We start from the raw sequence: 13,990 nt of genomic DNA, 5'->3' as shown, positions 1-13,990 counted from the left end.
TTCGTAAAATGATGGCAATTTTAACAGCTACGTCTGCGCTGCGTTTACAAATAGGATTTTCATGCGATTTTTCAAGCGACGTATTCACAAGGCGGTGTCTGATCTTGACACCGTCGAAATCAGCGAGCAGGACGGCGTGCGCTTTCTGCACCTGGGTAATGACACGGTGCAATCAGCCATGCGGTTGTCCGACCCCAACGGTCTGGAGCTGTCCTATACCCGCGCCATGCTGGGTTTTCTGCTGCTCGTGGCGCCGCCGGAGCGTGTGCTGATGCTGGGGCTGGGTGGTGGTTCCCTGGCGAAATTTCTTTACCATCGGATGCATGCAACAAAACTGACTGCCGTGGAAATCAACTCGCAAGTGATCGCCGCTGCCCGATCATTTTTCCAGCTACCTGCAGACGATGAGCGTTTGCAGGTGGTGCATGGCGACGCGGCGAGTTATGTAGTTGAACACTTGGGGTGGGATGCCATTCTGCTGGACGGCTTTGATTCCGGCTGCCAGGTCGAATCCCTCGCCACCCAGGATTTCTACGACCATTGCGCGATGGCGCTCACGCAACAGGGCGTGCTGTCGGTCAATCTGTGGGGCAGCGATCCCAACTTCGATGTTTACCTCAAACGCATCGAAACTGCCTTTGATGGACGCATTCTGTGCCTGCCTGCCGAGCGACGCGGCAATATCATCGTATTCGGCTTCGCCAGCAAGCCTCGCCATACCGGATGGGAAGCCTTGCGCAACCGCGCGGAGCGTCTGCAAACTGACCTGGGGCTGGAATTCACTCATTTTGTTGAGGGATTGCGTGTGATGAATGCGCATGACCACAAGGGGCTGGCATGAACGGCATGGACGAAATCAAGCCGGGTCAGTCCGTTGAGTTGCTCAAGGAGCTGCATATCCTCACCCGCGACGGCAAAATGAACCAGGATAGCCGTCGCAAACTCAAGCAGGTATATCACCTGTACCAATTCATCGAACCATTGCTGCAGGCCGTCCAGCAGGACCACGCCGATATCCGGTTGGTGGACCATGGCGCCGGCAAGTCCTATCTGGGCTTCATTCTGTATGACCTGTTTTTCAAGACGCTCAATAATGCGTCGCACATTTACGGGATTGAGACTCGCGACGAACTGGTGAAAAAGTCGCAGGAACTCGCGGCCAGACTGGGTTTCGCGGGCATGAGCTTCCTCAACCTGTCAGTGGCTGAATCCATTACTTCCGACTTGTTGCCGGCCAAAGTGGACATTGTTACGGCGCTACATGCATGCAACACGGCTACCGACGACGCGATTCATTTTGCGCTGAAGAAACAGGCGCAGTTCATGGTGCTGGTACCCTGTTGCCAGGCAGAAGTGGCTTCAGTGTTGAAGAAAAACAAAAGCAAAACGCTGGCTAAAAACGTGCTCACCGAAATATGGCGGCATCCCTTGCATACGCGTGAATTCGGCAGTCAGATCACCAACGTCCTACGTTGCCTGCAGTTGGAAGCGCACGGCTATCAGGTAAGCGTGACCGAACTGGTGGGGTGGGAGCACTCGATGAAAAATGAACTGATTATTGCCAGCTATAAAGATCTGCCGCGCAAACGTCCGGCGGAGCGATTGAATGAAGTGCTGGAAACATTGGGGCTTGAGGAAATGCGCGAGCGGTTTTTTACGGGGCTTTGACTTTAGGCGTTATACCCAAACAAAAAGGGTGGCTTGCGCCACCCTGATGTTAAACAGAATCGATCAGTAAAGCTGAAGGGGGTATTGAATCCCCCTTGTATAGCCTTAAATACCCAATTCTTTTTTCCAGTAGGCTTCAATCAAGCTGACAGTACGCTTGGGCAGCGGTACGTAGGCCAGCTTTTCGGCATCGGCCTGACCATGTTCAAGGAACCATTTAGCGAATTTAAGCACTTTCTCATTTTCGGCTTTGGGATAGTCCTTGCGCATCAGGATGTAGGTGGCAGCCGTGATGGGCCAGCTTTTCGCGCCTGGCTGGTTGGTCAGAATCAGGTAAAAATCGCTGACCTTGGAGAAATCGGCATTGCCAGCGGCGGCTTGGAAGCTGTCCATGCTGGGAGTAACCACTTTGCCGTCGGCATTTGCCATGCGGGTGTAGGTCAGTTTGGTTTCCATGGTGTAAGCGTATTCCACATACCCAATCGAACCAGGCAGCTGTTTCACAAAGCCGGCCACACCTTCATTGCCTTTGCCGCCCACGCCACTCGGCCAGGACACCGAGGTATCGGAACCCACTTTTTCTTTCCATTCCGGGCTTACTTTGGCCAGGTAGTCGGTGAAGTTGAAAGTAGTACCGGAACCGTCGGAACGATGCACAGTGGAAATCGCCATGTCAGGCAGTTTCATGCCCGGGTTGAGCGCCTGGATAGCCGGGCTATTCCATTTGGTGATCTTGCCCAGATAAATGTCAGCCAGAACGGTGCCATTCAATACCATTTCGCCCGGTTTCACGCCAGGCAGATTGACCACCGGGGTGATGCCGATAATGACAGCCGGAAATTGCGCCAGATCGGATTTGTTCAGATCGTCCGGGGTCAGCGGTTTATCGCTGTTGGCGAAAGCCACGGTCTTGCTCTTGATTTGCTTGATGCCCCCTCCCGAACCGATGGATTGGTAATTGACCTCGGTACCGGTGTCTTTCTTATAGGCGGCAGCCCATTTAGACAGCACGGGGTAGATGGCGGTGCCACCAGCGCCCGTCAGCGTATCGGCTGCCGCAGCAACTTGGGCGCCGAGGACCATGCTGGAAGCAATGAAACCTATTGCAAGGGGTTGGTATAAACGTTTGAGAGCTGCTGCTAGCATCATGAACTCCTTATTAATGGGAAACTGAGGTATTTGGAAATACCAAAACCGCAATCAGTTTGAGCTATTTATATGACAGTATTGTGACAAAAAAAGAAGAGTCGTGACCGGTTTTCACGCCCTGGATAAGAGGACCGGTTATTTAATGAGCCTGGTTTGGCCTGGCCTTTGCCGGTATTGCGTAGCCTTCGCGCCTTTGGCGGCTGCACGCGCCACCAGTGGATCTTCGTCCTGCCTGAGTAGCGTACGTTGCGCCTCGCTGATGAGCGCATTGCGCGAGATGGCATGACGTACATTGGGGTCGCGATCCCTGACGCATTTTTCCACCATGATTGGGGTGAGGTCGGGACGTTTGGCGATGCACAGACGGATGACGTGATCCTGATCTTCAATCAACGCAGCGACTTCGTCCTGACTGAGGTCCGCACGACGGGCAAAGTAGCATTTGATGACCATCCACTGCTCATGCACCATGAAGGGGCGGTAATGCGCAGGCAAGGATTCCGACAGTGCCAGGTCCAATCTTTCGGCTAGCGGAAGCGCTTTATAGTGTTTTTCCAGATCATCCATTATTCGGATTTGCGGGGTATATTGAGAATAAAAATATCATCGGCTCATTAAGCCAAATCGCGGCTGGCGAGCTGTGGATTTGCGCCGCAATTTACAACGTAATACACGGGGTTCCGGAAATAGGGGTTCAGGGAAGCGCATCGTGTCTTTCCAATGTTTACGAACTGTGGAAAAATGGAATCAATTGTAACGGATTAATTTTGGTGACGGATATGATCGACAAGGAGGGATATCGCCCCAATGTCGGCATCATTCTATGTAATTCCCGGAATGAGGTTTTTTGGGGCAAGCGTATACGGCAACATTCCTGGCAGTTTCCGCAGGGTGGGATCAACCACGGCGAAACCCCGGAACAGGCCATGTACCGGGAACTGATGGAGGAAGTCGGTTTGGGCGCGCAGCATGTGCGCATCCTTGGGCGCACCCGCGACTGGTTGCGCTATGACGTTCCGAATCAGTGGGTGCGGCGCGACTGGCGCGGTAATTATCGTGGGCAGAAACAGATATGGTTTTTGCTGCGCCTGACGGGGCGCGACTGCGACGTGTGCCTGCGCGCCTCTACGCACCCTGAATTCGATGCCTGGCGTTGGAACGATTACTGGACAGCGATGGAATCGGTTGTAGACTTCAAGCGTGACGTATATCGCTCCGCGCTGACTGAACTGGAACGTTATCTTGAGCGCGATGCGACGCGCAAACATGGGACCGCCCGGCTTTTCGGCCAGGTGCATCATCACGAATAGGATATTTAATGCAAAAACTGTACGAATCCTTTGATCGTAGCGTGTACTACCTGCCGGGCACCCACCCGGCAGTTTTTTTTCTGGCCGACAAGGAGGGCGGTGGCATTCTGATCAATTCGCCCATTTTTAGCCCGGAAATCCTGACGCAGATCAATACCATCATGTCGCTCAAATTCATTTTTTATCCCAGTCACCTCGGTGCGCAGGATGTGGATGCCTGGCGCAGCGCGGCTGCTGCGCAAACCATGGCCTACGGCCACGAAGCCCGCCATATCTCGGGCAAGACGGATATCGTGCTGAGCCGCGAAAACCGATTCTCGCGCACCATTGATTTTTTGCCCATGTCTGGACGCACCGAAGGTAGTTGCGCGCTGCGCTGCAAGAATAAGCCGGGACTGATATTTTTTGGGCCGATATTATCTTGCGGCGTGTCAGGCTGGCCGACCATTATTGCCCAGCCCGACGATTATTCATTCGAAAACCGACTGTTCGGTGCCCTGGGTTTGCAGGATGTGAAATTCGATTATGCCTTCACCGACGATTTCGATCCGTTGACCAGTCACTTTGGCCCCGGGGCTGATATCGCAATTCGGAATGAAGTCGAGCGCGCACTGGCTGATTGAGGTTTTGTCTGTGAAGGTTTATATTGGTTCAGACTAGCCTGTGATTGGCAGGAGAACAGGGTAGAACACGATAAAATCAGACAAGGCGACAACTATGAGCGAAACCTATCACCAGCTTCCTTCCGGACGGCTTGAGTCCGGTGCAACTTTTCATAAACCCGTACAGAATCTGCCTGAACGGGTCACCCTGAATAGCCCCGCGCTGGATGTGATGACCGATTTCAAAATCGTGACGGCATACACTATTTTTCCTTTGGAAAGCATAGAAGAAGCGCAACACAAAATGATTCACCGTGGCGTGCGCTTGTTGCTGGTTGTGGATGCAAAAAATACGATATTAGGATTAGTTACTTCCACCGACTTGATGGGTGAAAAGCCGATGCAGGTGATCCAGAATACCGGCTGCACTCATGCGGAGATCTTGGTGCAGGACATCATGACGCCGGGCGACAGGCTCGAAGTGATTTGCATGAATGATGTAGAACGTGCCAGGGCGGGCAATGTACTGGCCACGCTTAAAGCAAGTGGACGCCAGCATGCGCTGGTGGTGGATCGGCCAGCCCCGGGATTGCCGCAGAAGGTGCGTGGCATCCTGTCGCTGTCGCGCCTGACCCGGCAGCTTGGCGTTACCGTGCAGACTGCGGAAATTGCGCGTACTTTCGCCGAAATTGAAACCCAGTTGGCGCACTGAGAAGTATAGTAACTTCGTCACAGCGCGCAAACTTCATCCATGAAGATAGGCTCATGAAACCGGCACGTTTCTCCAGTCGAGCGGTACTTACTGCGCAAACCGCCAAACCGGCTTTGCCGATGTGGAAAATTGTTCCCACACACGATGAAAATGGAAAAATGCTGACCGACTTCATGATGCTATTGCCCAAGCTTCGGCAGCAGCCAAAAGTCTACATCGAGCGTACCGTGCTCAGTATCGAGGCGGTTCTCGCCTGCTATAGAGAAGTGGTATTTGCCGATGTGAACCTGTCAATCAACGTGCTGTGGGTATCGCTGCGGCATCGTTCCGGCGTTGTGCTGGAAATAGCGGGGGCGATTCGCGATCGAGTGCCCGAAGCTTTGCTGGTAGGGCACTATACGGGACGAGAGGCATAAACCAGCGCAATGTGTTAATTTGGCGCTGACACGCAAATACGTAGTGGCGAAGCAAATTGAACCTGCTGCTCAGCCATTTACGTTCCTGCTCAACCCATTAAACATGGTTTGCTGCCGGTCAAAGTGAATAACCGGGGTTAAGTCCCCGGTTTTTATTTTGGCATGCATGGATGCGATAGGACAGATTGATTAAAATTAGACATTTCGCCGCACACCGAAGGAGTCAAGAGTAATGCCCATATCCGAGCTGCAAGTCCAGACCGCATTGAAAGAAGTGATTGACCCCAACACGCACAAGGACTTCATCACCAGCAAATCCGCGCGCAATATCAAAGTGGATGGCAACGACGTGAGCCTGGACGTGGTGCTGGGCTATCCCGCCAAAAGCCAGATGGAAATCATCCGCAAGCTGGTGGCCGACAAATTGGGTACGCTGGCGGGTGTGGGAAAAATCGCTGTCAACGTCAGTTACAAGATTGTCTCGCACAGCGTGCAACGCGGGGTAAAACTCATCCCCGGCGTTAAAAACGTGATTGCCGTGGCGTCGGGAAAGGGGGGGGTGGGCAAATCCACCACTGCGGTCAATCTGGCGCTGGCGCTGGCTGCAGAAGGCGCCAATGTGGGGATGCTGGATGCCGACATTTATGGACCGTCCCAGCCCACCATGCTGGGCATTGTCGGTCGCCCGGAATCCCGCGACGGCAAGACCCTGGAGCCGATGGAAGGTCATGGCCTACAGGCCATGTCCATCGGTTTTCTGATTGATGCGGAAACCCCCATGGTATGGCGCGGCCCGATGGTCACCCAAGCCCTGGAGCAACTGCTTAACGATACACGCTGGCGCGATCTGGATTATCTGGTCGTTGACCTGCCGCCCGGCACCGGCGACATCCAGTTGACGCTGGCGCAGCGCGTGCCTGTCACAGGCGCGGTGATCGTCACCACGCCGCAGGACATTGCCCTGATCGACGCGCGCAAGGGGTTGAAAATGTTCGAGAAAGTCGGGATTCCTATTCTCGGTATCGTGGAAAACATGAGCATTCACATCTGCAGCAACTGCGGACATGAAGAGCATGTTTTCGGTGAAGGCGGCGGCGAGCGCATGTCGGCTGATTATGAAATCGAATTTCTGGGTGCGTTGCCGCTCGACATGCGCATCCGCAAAGAGGCGGATTCCGGTACACCTACTGTGGTCGCGGCGCCTGATAGCCGCATTGCGGAAATTTACCGCGACATCGCGCGACGTGTAGCAGTGAAAGTGGCCGAGCAGTCGCAGGACCACAGCGCCGCTTTCCCGAAGATCGTCATTCAAAACACCTGAGTACCGGAACTTATCCAGATGAGTATCAAGTCAGATAAATGGATCCGCCGCATGGCGGAGCAGCACGGCATGATTGCGCCGTTCGAGCCCGGCCAGGTGCGCGAGATGAACGGCCAGAAAATCGTTTCCTACGGCACCTCCAGCTATGGCTACGATATTCGCTGCTCGAACGAATTCAAACTGTTCACCAACATTAATTCGACGATAGTCGATCCCAAACATTTCGACTCCAATTCGTTCGTGGATGTGGAGGGCGATTCCTGCATCATCCCCCCCAACTCGTTCGCGCTGGCGCGCACTGTGGAATATTTTCGAATCCCGCGCAACGTGCTGACCATTTGTCTGGGTAAATCCACATACGCGCGTTGCGGCATCATCGTCAACGTCACACCATTCGAGCCGGAATGGGAAGGCTATGTGACGCTCGAATTTTCCAACACCACACCGTTGCCTGCGCGCATCTATGCCAACGAGGGCGTGGCGCAGGTCGTGTTTTTTGAAGCGGATGAAGAATGCGAAACCTCGTATCGTGATCGCGGTGGTAAATACCAGGGGCAGAGCGGTGTAACACTGCCGAAAATCTAGGCCGATGTCATTCAGGCTAGCGCCAAAACCGCCAAGGCCGCCGCGCGTGAGGCGTCGTCCTGGCGGTTTCATTTTTTCTTCCGTGCTGTCTTTGAACAGCCGGTCTTGAGGAGTCAGTAATGAAATTCCGTTTTCCCATCGTCATTATCGACGAGGATTTCCGTTCCGAAAACGCCAGCGGACTGGGTGTTCGGGCGCTTGCCAAGGCCATAGAAGATGAGGGCACCGAGGTGCTGGGTGTAACCAGTTATGGTGACTTGTCCAGTTTTGCTCAGCAACAGAGTCGTGCATCGTGCTTTATTCTGTCGATCGACGACGAAGAATTTTCTTCGCCCAATGCGGCCGATCAGGCCGTAGCCCAGTTACGCACCTTTGTGGAAGAAATCCGCTTCCGCAACAGTGAAATCCCGATTTTTCTGTATGGTGAAACGCGTACCTCGCGACATATCCCCAACGATGTGCTGAAGGAATTGCACGGGTTCATTCATATGTTCGAGGATACGCCCGAGTTCGTCGCGCGCCATATCCTGCGCGAGGCGAAAACCTACCTCGATTCGCTGGCGCCGCCGTTCTTCCGCGCGCTCACCCATTACGCTTCGGATGGCTCTTATTCCTGGCACTGCCCCGGGCACTCGGGTGGCGTGGCCTTCCTGAAAAGCCCGGTGGGACAGATGTTCCACCAGTTTTTCGGTGAAAACATGCTGCGTGCCGATGTTTGCAACGCCGTGGACGAACTGGGTCAATTGCTTGACCACACCGGCCCGGTGGCGGCATCAGAGCGCAATGCGGCGCGTATTTTCAACGCCGATAACCTGTTCTTCGTGACCAACGGCACTTCCACTTCCAACAAGATGGTGTGGCATTCGACCGTGGCGCCAGACGACATCGTGGTGGTGGATCGCAATTGCCACAAGTCCATCCTGCACGCCATTACCATGACAGGAGCGATCCCGGTGTTCCTGACGCCGACGCGCAATCACTATGGCATTATTGGCCCGATTCCGCTGTCCGAGTTCACGCCCGAAAATATCCAGAAAAAAATCGACGCCAATCCGTTCGCACGCGCTGCCAAGGGCAAGCCACGCATTCTTACCATTACTCAGAGTACTTACGATGGTGTGCTCTATAACGTAGAGACTATCAAAGCCTTGCTTGACGGCCAGATCGACACATTGCACTTTGACGAGGCCTGGTTGCCGCACGCGACGTTTCACGACTTTTATCAGGGTATGCACGCCATTGGCAAAGACAGGCCGCGCTGCAAGGAATCCATGATTTTTGCCACGCAGTCCACCCACAAGATGCTGGCCGGATTGTCGCAGGCCTCGCAAATCCTGATTCAGGATTCCGAGACACGCACGCTGGATCGGGACGTCTTCAACGAAGCCTATCTGATGCACACTTCCACCAGCCCGCAGTACGCCATCATAGCTTCCTGCGACGTATCGGCATCAATGATGGAACCCCCTGGAGGTACCGCGCTGGTGGAGGAATCCATCATGGAAGCGCTGGATTTTCGCCGCGCCATGCGCAAGGTGGACGCCGAATTCGGCGACTCCTGGTGGTTCAAAGTGTGGGGGCCGGAACATCTGGCCGAAGAGGGGATGGGCGAGCGCGACGACTGGGTGTTGCGCGCCAATGAACGGTGGCATGGTTTCGGTGACCTCGCCTCGGGCTTTAACATGCTCGACCCGATCAAATCCACCATCATCACACCCGGCCTGGACGTCGACGGTGACTTTGCCGACTCCGGCATGCCCGCCGCCATTGTGACCAAATACCTGGCCGAGCATGGCGTCATCGTGGAAAAAACCGGTTTGTATTCGTTCTTCATCATGTTCACTATCGGCATCACCAAGGGCCGCTGGAATACCATGCTGACTGCACTGCAGCAGTTCAAGGACGATTATGACCGCAACCAGCCGCTATGGCGCGTACTGCCGGAATTTATCGCCAAATACCCGCGTTACGAGCGCATGGGGCTGAAGGATTTGTGCGATGCCATTCACGGCATCTACAAGGCCAATGACATCGCCCGCCTCACCACAGAAATGTATCTCTCCAATATGGAACCGGCCATGAAACCCAGCGATGCGTTCGCCAGGATGGCGCATCGTGAAATCGACCGGGTGGAAATCGACAAGCTCGAAGGCCGCATTACCAGCGTGCTGCTGACACCCTATCCACCAGGCATTCCGCTGCTGATCCCGGGCGAGCGCTTCAACGCCACCATTGTGCGTTACCTCAAATTCGCGCGCGATTTCAATGAACGTTTTCCTGGCTTCGAGACGGACATTCACGGGCTGGTGAAGGGAGAAACGGACGGCAAGCCGGTTTATTATGTGGATTGTGTGCGTTAGCGTCGGGATCCATGCGCTGATTCCGGCGAAAACCTCCTGAACCCTGTGCAAAATTTTGTACAGCCGGGTGTGATTTTTCAGGAGCTTTAGGCCCGGTGACTGGTAATTGTAATAGGCATATCACCGCTATCATCACGGCGGCGTACAAACGACAAACCCTGCCGAAGCAGGGTTTGGTTGTAGCGGGCTGTTTATCTCAACCGTGCCGACGTCGACTGAATCCGAGCCCCACGAGCCCGAGTCCCAGCAGCGCCAGTGTGGCTGGCTCGGGTACGGTCTGACCGGTGCCGTTGCCGCTACCGTAGCCGCTGAAGCCGGCGCTGCCGTAGTCGGTACTGCCGCTGGTGACGGCGCCGATGCAATTGTTGGAGATGGTGTTGGTATCCATTGTCACCGCAGCATTTAGCGCGATGGCCCTGCCGCACAGAATGCTTGCGGTGGTATTCAGGGTGATGCTCTGATCCGCGAGAATATTTCCTGAGAACAGCGTGCTGGTGCCCAGAGTTGCGGAGCTGCCGACCTGCCAAAACACGCCATTATTTGCACCGCCATTGAGCACATTGACAACCGCGCTGCTTGCGGTGGTGAGCGTGGTCCCGATCTGGAACACGAAGAGCGCATTGGGATTGTTTAGGGCATCGAGAGTGAGCGTTCCCGTCAACTGAGCCGACGTATCGAAATGATAGACGCCCGGTTGGAGCGTGCCCACTGTACCCAGATCCTGACCAGTCAGGTTGCTAGTGACTGATCGGCCTGCAAGAATATTGTATGCAGTGAGGGCATCAATCTGAGCCTGCTGCGCGATCGCATCAGTCTGGTGTACCGTTCCTGTGAGGGTGATGTTCCCCAAACCAGTGATCGAACTGCCTGGGTAGACGCCCAGATCTCCCCAAAGGGTGGTCGAGCCAGTATTGGTCACCGTCGAGGCGCCCAGTACCGCGAAGCTCTGCGCGGTGCCCAGAAATGGCGTCGCCCATGCCGGAGAGGCGCCGTAAAGCGCTCCGATCACTGCCAATGACAGTATCGACAAATATTTTGGTGTTTTCATCACTACGCTCCTAAAGCATTATTTGTTATGCATCTTTAAGGTTCCGCCAAAATGGCGAAATCTCGCTTTATCTAGCGTGTGAACACGGGAAGTTAAGGCACAGGTGCAAGAACCGCACTAGCGTTATTGATCTGATCAGCAGGTCTAAGCAATAATCATGCAACTTATAGCAATATATTGATTTGATAATGATTCGTTATTTTTTTGTGGGAAGACATGGATGCAATGTGTAAAGGATGCCGACATGGGTGATGTGCTCGGCACTGGTTCTTGAGCAACCCAAATGCTAATGGCAATCCCGGATTAAATAACCCGCTGCGGGCGAAAAACCCTGGTATCTGCGTAAAAGCCCGGATGCTCACTGGCAAGGGTCACACCAGGAATACCCAATAGCGGCAGCGGCGGAAACTGTGCCGGTGTTTGCGGCGGGGTTGCCAACAGCTGTCGAGCTAGCGAAGCGTCCAGTTGTAGACGTTGCCGCGCGGCATCCAGCGCAAAAAATTCATCTGGCACCAAAACAGGCACGCACTTGCCCGTCATCGACGGATAGGGGGCCAGCGCTTTTTCATGGAGCGCATGGCCAATCAGATAGAAGCGCATGGCAGCACACACGGTTGGGCGTTGCCGGACAAACAAATCGTTCCAGTCTGCACGCGCCAGTTTCTCCCACAGTACAGATTCCGAGTAGGCCACGACCACGCCGCTCTCGTCCAGCAAGGTCAGGGCATCACGCGGTCGGCTGCGCACGGACGACACCCCGGCGCGGATATGCAATGCGTTGAACGCGGCCTTGGTGTGCGGCCAGTTGAGCCATACCAGTGCGTTGAAGAAGTCGTGCCAATTGTGACTGCGAGTGGGGACAGTGCCGCTGTTGTGGACAGTCGTTTCGTAGGCCAGCGCCGGACCGGGGGTATGGCCGGATACGAAGTGAATGGGCAGGCCGTTGGAGTTGACCACGCCACGCTCGGCTGCAAGCCGTGTAAGCGTGGCCGTATCCGGCCAGTTCACCGGTGTGGTCAGCACGGTCGGCAGCGGCAGTAGCGAATCAAACAGCGGTGAATGGACCGGCCAGCCGGGCAGCCAAGTGTGGGCGTTATTTTCGATAGCGGTATTTGAGTATCAGAATTACAAGTGCCAGCACCATGGTGACCGCGTTGGCCAGCGTGACTGGCAGCGAACCGATCTGAATGCCGAATACCATCCACAGCGCCACACCCACGGTAAAAATCAGGAACATGCTGATGGAAATATCATCGGCTTTTTTGCTGCGCCAGATTTTGATCACCTGCGGGATAAAAGCGACGGTAGTGAGTGTACCGGCGAGCAAGCCGATCCAGTCATGGGTGAGCATAGGGGTCAGTGCAATGCGTTAACGAGCAGGGGGCGGTATTGCGTGGTGAGAGGATGCGCGGCACCCAATAAATCAAACAGGCTCACCAGGCCGCGCCGGCCGATATCCTGACGAAAGCTGCGGTCGCGGCAGACTATTTCCAGAAGCTCGGCCATGGCGCGACCCATATCGTCCGCCACCAGGCACTGGGCAGCGAGCTGGTAGCGTGCTTCCAAGTCATTGGCGTCCTGTGCGATGCGTTGCATCAGATCAGCTGGCGGCGGTGCGGCATGTGCAGTGAGAATAAAATCGAGATGGGTAATCAGCTGGCTGACTTCAGCATCCTCACGCAGCGTTGGTGATAAAGCTGTGAGCAAGTCGTGCGCCTGCTGCAGCTCGCCGCCGGACATCAACAGCTTTGCCAGATCAGCAGGAATGCGCGGGTTGTCCGGGTCGGCAAGCGCTGCCTCCACCAGCAACAGGCGCGCGGATTGGGCATCGCCTTGCTGGCGGCTGGCGAGGGCGCGCGCATGGATGGCGTCGCTATCGCGGGCGATAAAACGGTCCAGCACCTTGCGGAATTCAGCATCCGGATCAGCGCCATGGATGGTGTGGACGACCTGGCCGTGGCGGAAAAACTTTACCGTAGGCACGCTGGTGACACCATATTGGCGGGCGATGTGGCCGAGTTCGTCGGTGTTGACCATGACCAGCAGGAATTTGCCGCCGTACTCTGCGGTGAGCCTGACCAGGCGCGGCATCAGCAGCATGCAGGGGCCGGCCTTGGGTGTCCAGAAATGCACCATGACCGGGCCCTTTTCAGAATTTCCCAACACCAGCTGGGAAAAATTTTCCCGGGTAGCGTCCATCACAAAACGGGAGTCCGTCATGATTGACTACACGCGTTTTAATAGCACGCCGTTGTTAAGCCATGTGGCCCATTGTGCGTGGTGGGATACGTCTACGTCCGCTGCTCTGGCCATCCGTTGCAGATAGGTTTGCAAGTCCTGCAACAATTCGGAATCCATCAGTTCCGGGTCGCCTGGCAGCGCAGCGTGCAGGCACAGGTAAACAAGTTTGAGCTCATTGAGGCTGTATTGGTCGAGCAATTTCATGGTGCGGGCCGGAAACGGGAGAAACCATAGCCTACCATCAATGAAGCGGGCCGGGGACAAGGTCTCAATGATCATGCCGTGAGAACGCTGACTAGCCGCAACCGAACTTCCACAGTGGTTGTGTGCAGGGTGCCAGTGACCTTCAGCCGCGTCTCGGCACGTACACGTCGCGTGCATTCTAGTACAAATATATATATAAAAAGTTAAATATCAAATGACTGAAAAAAATTCATAGAACAGGGCGATTTCTGCACATTACATATCTAATTTATCCGCTTTTTTAAACTTGGTGGACTGCTAATCTGCAATTGGACCGAGCGTCAAAGGCGTGAGGTTCCAAAACCGTTTCAATCGGTCATTACTTTTTTTTTAGG

General features: G+C 54.7%; 16 protein-coding genes. 9 read left to right on the top strand and 7 right to left on the bottom strand.

The features are described from left to right. Positions 1 to 61: 61 nt before the first annotated feature. Together ACFDAU_RS13050 and ACFDAU_RS13045 are read left to right on the top strand one after the other, a co-directional pair. Positions 62 to 841 carry a polyamine aminopropyltransferase gene (locus tag ACFDAU_RS13050; protein ID WP_413437332.1) on the top strand — a complete coding sequence of 260 codons (780 nt, stop codon included), beginning with the start codon at positions 62 to 64 and terminating at the stop codon, positions 839 to 841. Beyond that, positions 838 to 1,668: a class I SAM-dependent methyltransferase gene (locus ACFDAU_RS13045; protein WP_413437331.1), complete on the top strand. Its 831-nt coding sequence runs from the start codon at positions 838 to 840 to the stop codon at positions 1,666 to 1,668. The genes ACFDAU_RS13050 and ACFDAU_RS13045 overlap by 4 nt, the downstream gene beginning before the upstream one ends. A 105-nt stretch (positions 1,669 to 1,773) precedes the next feature. Here the strand turns inward: ACFDAU_RS13045 and pstS are convergent, their stop codons facing one another. Together pstS and ACFDAU_RS13035 are read right to left on the bottom strand one after the other, a co-directional pair. After that, complete coding sequence (gene pstS / locus ACFDAU_RS13040) at positions 1,774 to 2,817, bottom strand: phosphate ABC transporter substrate-binding protein PstS (protein ID WP_413437330.1); 1,044 nt, start codon at positions 2,815 to 2,817, stop codon at positions 1,774 to 1,776. Positions 2,818 to 2,952: 135 nt separating this feature from the next. Beyond that, entirely contained in the window at positions 2,953 to 3,384 is a 432-nt protein-coding gene (locus ACFDAU_RS13035; protein ID WP_413437329.1) for a hypothetical protein, read from the bottom strand. 212 nt (positions 3,385 to 3,596) lie between these two features. On the opposite strand from ACFDAU_RS13035, the gene ACFDAU_RS13030 reads away from it, so the two are divergent. The 7 genes from ACFDAU_RS13030 (at position 3,597) to ACFDAU_RS13000 (ending at position 10,123) form a co-directional block, all read left to right on the top strand. Beyond that, positions 3,597 to 4,127 (top strand): RNA pyrophosphohydrolase, encoded by a 531-nt coding sequence (locus tag ACFDAU_RS13030; RefSeq protein WP_413437328.1) that lies wholly within the window; start codon positions 3,597 to 3,599, stop codon positions 4,125 to 4,127. Between the two features lie 8 nt (positions 4,128 to 4,135). Further along, positions 4,136 to 4,750: a hypothetical protein gene (locus tag ACFDAU_RS13025; protein WP_413437327.1), complete on the top strand. Its 615-nt coding sequence runs from the start codon at positions 4,136 to 4,138 to the stop codon at positions 4,748 to 4,750. 94 nt (positions 4,751 to 4,844) lie between these two features. Further along, a complete protein-coding gene (locus tag ACFDAU_RS13020) occupies positions 4,845 to 5,441 on the top strand; it encodes a CBS domain-containing protein (RefSeq protein ID WP_413437326.1) in 597 nt (198 codons plus the stop codon). A gap of 53 nt (positions 5,442 to 5,494) precedes the next feature. Beyond that, positions 5,495 to 5,857, top strand: coding sequence for a hypothetical protein (locus ACFDAU_RS13015; RefSeq protein ID WP_413437325.1), 363 nt, complete (start codon positions 5,495 to 5,497; stop codon positions 5,855 to 5,857). A gap of 232 nt (positions 5,858 to 6,089) precedes the next feature. After that, positions 6,090 to 7,178: an iron-sulfur cluster carrier protein ApbC gene (gene apbC, locus ACFDAU_RS13010; protein ID WP_413437324.1), complete on the top strand. Its 1,089-nt coding sequence runs from the start codon at positions 6,090 to 6,092 to the stop codon at positions 7,176 to 7,178. A gap of 18 nt (positions 7,179 to 7,196) precedes the next feature. After that, positions 7,197 to 7,763, top strand: a complete 567-nt coding sequence (gene dcd, locus ACFDAU_RS13005) for a dCTP deaminase (RefSeq protein ID WP_124704801.1) — start codon at positions 7,197 to 7,199, stop codon at positions 7,761 to 7,763. Positions 7,764 to 7,882: 119 nt separating this feature from the next. Continuing rightward, positions 7,883 to 10,123 (top strand): Orn/Lys/Arg decarboxylase N-terminal domain-containing protein, encoded by a 2,241-nt coding sequence (locus tag ACFDAU_RS13000; RefSeq protein ID WP_413437323.1) that lies wholly within the window; start codon positions 7,883 to 7,885, stop codon positions 10,121 to 10,123. 196 nt (positions 10,124 to 10,319) lie between these two features. Here the strand turns inward: ACFDAU_RS13000 and ACFDAU_RS12995 are convergent, their stop codons facing one another. The 5 genes from ACFDAU_RS12995 to ACFDAU_RS12975 form a co-directional block, all read right to left on the bottom strand. Further along, positions 10,320 to 11,171 carry an ice-binding family protein gene (locus ACFDAU_RS12995; RefSeq protein ID WP_413437322.1) on the bottom strand — a complete coding sequence of 284 codons (852 nt, stop codon included), beginning with the start codon at positions 11,169 to 11,171 and terminating at the stop codon, positions 10,320 to 10,322. A 303-nt stretch (positions 11,172 to 11,474) separates the two neighbouring features. Then, positions 11,475 to 12,194: a DUF3025 domain-containing protein gene (locus tag ACFDAU_RS12990; protein WP_413437321.1), complete on the bottom strand. Its 720-nt coding sequence runs from the start codon at positions 12,192 to 12,194 to the stop codon at positions 11,475 to 11,477. A gap of 70 nt (positions 12,195 to 12,264) precedes the next feature. Then, positions 12,265 to 12,522, bottom strand: a complete 258-nt coding sequence (locus ACFDAU_RS12985; RefSeq protein WP_413437319.1) for a SemiSWEET transporter — start codon at positions 12,520 to 12,522, stop codon at positions 12,265 to 12,267. Positions 12,523 to 12,527: 5 nt separating this feature from the next. Beyond that, positions 12,528 to 13,391, bottom strand: coding sequence for a tetratricopeptide repeat protein (locus ACFDAU_RS12980; RefSeq protein ID WP_413437318.1), 864 nt, complete (start codon positions 13,389 to 13,391; stop codon positions 12,528 to 12,530). 6 nt (positions 13,392 to 13,397) lie between these two features. Further along, entirely contained in the window at positions 13,398 to 13,616 is a 219-nt protein-coding gene (locus tag ACFDAU_RS12975) for a hypothetical protein (protein ID WP_413437317.1), read from the bottom strand. Between the last annotated feature and the right edge of the window lie 374 nt (positions 13,617 to 13,990).

The organism is Sulfuriferula sp. GW1, assembly GCF_047300855.1.
In the GTDB taxonomy this organism is placed as follows: domain Bacteria; phylum Pseudomonadota; class Gammaproteobacteria; order Burkholderiales; family Sulfuriferulaceae; genus Sulfuriferula.
Note: the sequence above shows the minus strand (reverse complement) of the source record. Positions and strands in the feature narration are given on the sequence as shown.

Excerpts from the sequence above, each read along its gene's own strand:
- ACFDAU_RS13050 (WP_413437332.1), top strand. The coding sequence starts at position 62 with ATGCGATTTTTCAAGCGACGTATTCACAAGGCGGTGTCTGATCTTGAC.
- ACFDAU_RS13045 (WP_413437331.1), top strand. The coding sequence starts at position 838 with ATGAACGGCATGGACGAAATCAAGCCGGGTCAGTCCGTTGAGTTGCTC.
- pstS (WP_413437330.1), bottom strand. The coding sequence starts at position 2,817 with ATGATGCTAGCAGCAGCTCTCAAACGTTTATACCAACCCCTTGCAATA.
- ACFDAU_RS13035 (WP_413437329.1), bottom strand. The coding sequence starts at position 3,384 with ATGGATGATCTGGAAAAACACTATAAAGCGCTTCCGCTAGCCGAAAGA.
- ACFDAU_RS13030 (WP_413437328.1), top strand. The coding sequence starts at position 3,597 with ATGATCGACAAGGAGGGATATCGCCCCAATGTCGGCATCATTCTATGT.
- ACFDAU_RS13025 (WP_413437327.1), top strand. The coding sequence starts at position 4,136 with ATGCAAAAACTGTACGAATCCTTTGATCGTAGCGTGTACTACCTGCCG.
- ACFDAU_RS13020 (WP_413437326.1), top strand. The coding sequence starts at position 4,845 with ATGAGCGAAACCTATCACCAGCTTCCTTCCGGACGGCTTGAGTCCGGT.
- ACFDAU_RS13015 (WP_413437325.1), top strand. The coding sequence starts at position 5,495 with ATGAAACCGGCACGTTTCTCCAGTCGAGCGGTACTTACTGCGCAAACC.
- apbC (WP_413437324.1), top strand. The coding sequence starts at position 6,090 with ATGCCCATATCCGAGCTGCAAGTCCAGACCGCATTGAAAGAAGTGATT.
- dcd (WP_124704801.1), top strand. The coding sequence starts at position 7,197 with ATGAGTATCAAGTCAGATAAATGGATCCGCCGCATGGCGGAGCAGCAC.
- ACFDAU_RS13000 (WP_413437323.1), top strand. The coding sequence starts at position 7,883 with ATGAAATTCCGTTTTCCCATCGTCATTATCGACGAGGATTTCCGTTCC.
- ACFDAU_RS12995 (WP_413437322.1), bottom strand. The coding sequence starts at position 11,171 with ATGAAAACACCAAAATATTTGTCGATACTGTCATTGGCAGTGATCGGA.
- ACFDAU_RS12985 (WP_413437319.1), bottom strand. The coding sequence starts at position 12,522 with ATGCTCACCCATGACTGGATCGGCTTGCTCGCCGGTACACTCACTACC.
- ACFDAU_RS12980 (WP_413437318.1), bottom strand. The coding sequence starts at position 13,391 with ATGACGGACTCCCGTTTTGTGATGGACGCTACCCGGGAAAATTTTTCC.
- ACFDAU_RS12975 (WP_413437317.1), bottom strand. The coding sequence starts at position 13,616 with ATGAAATTGCTCGACCAATACAGCCTCAATGAGCTCAAACTTGTTTAC.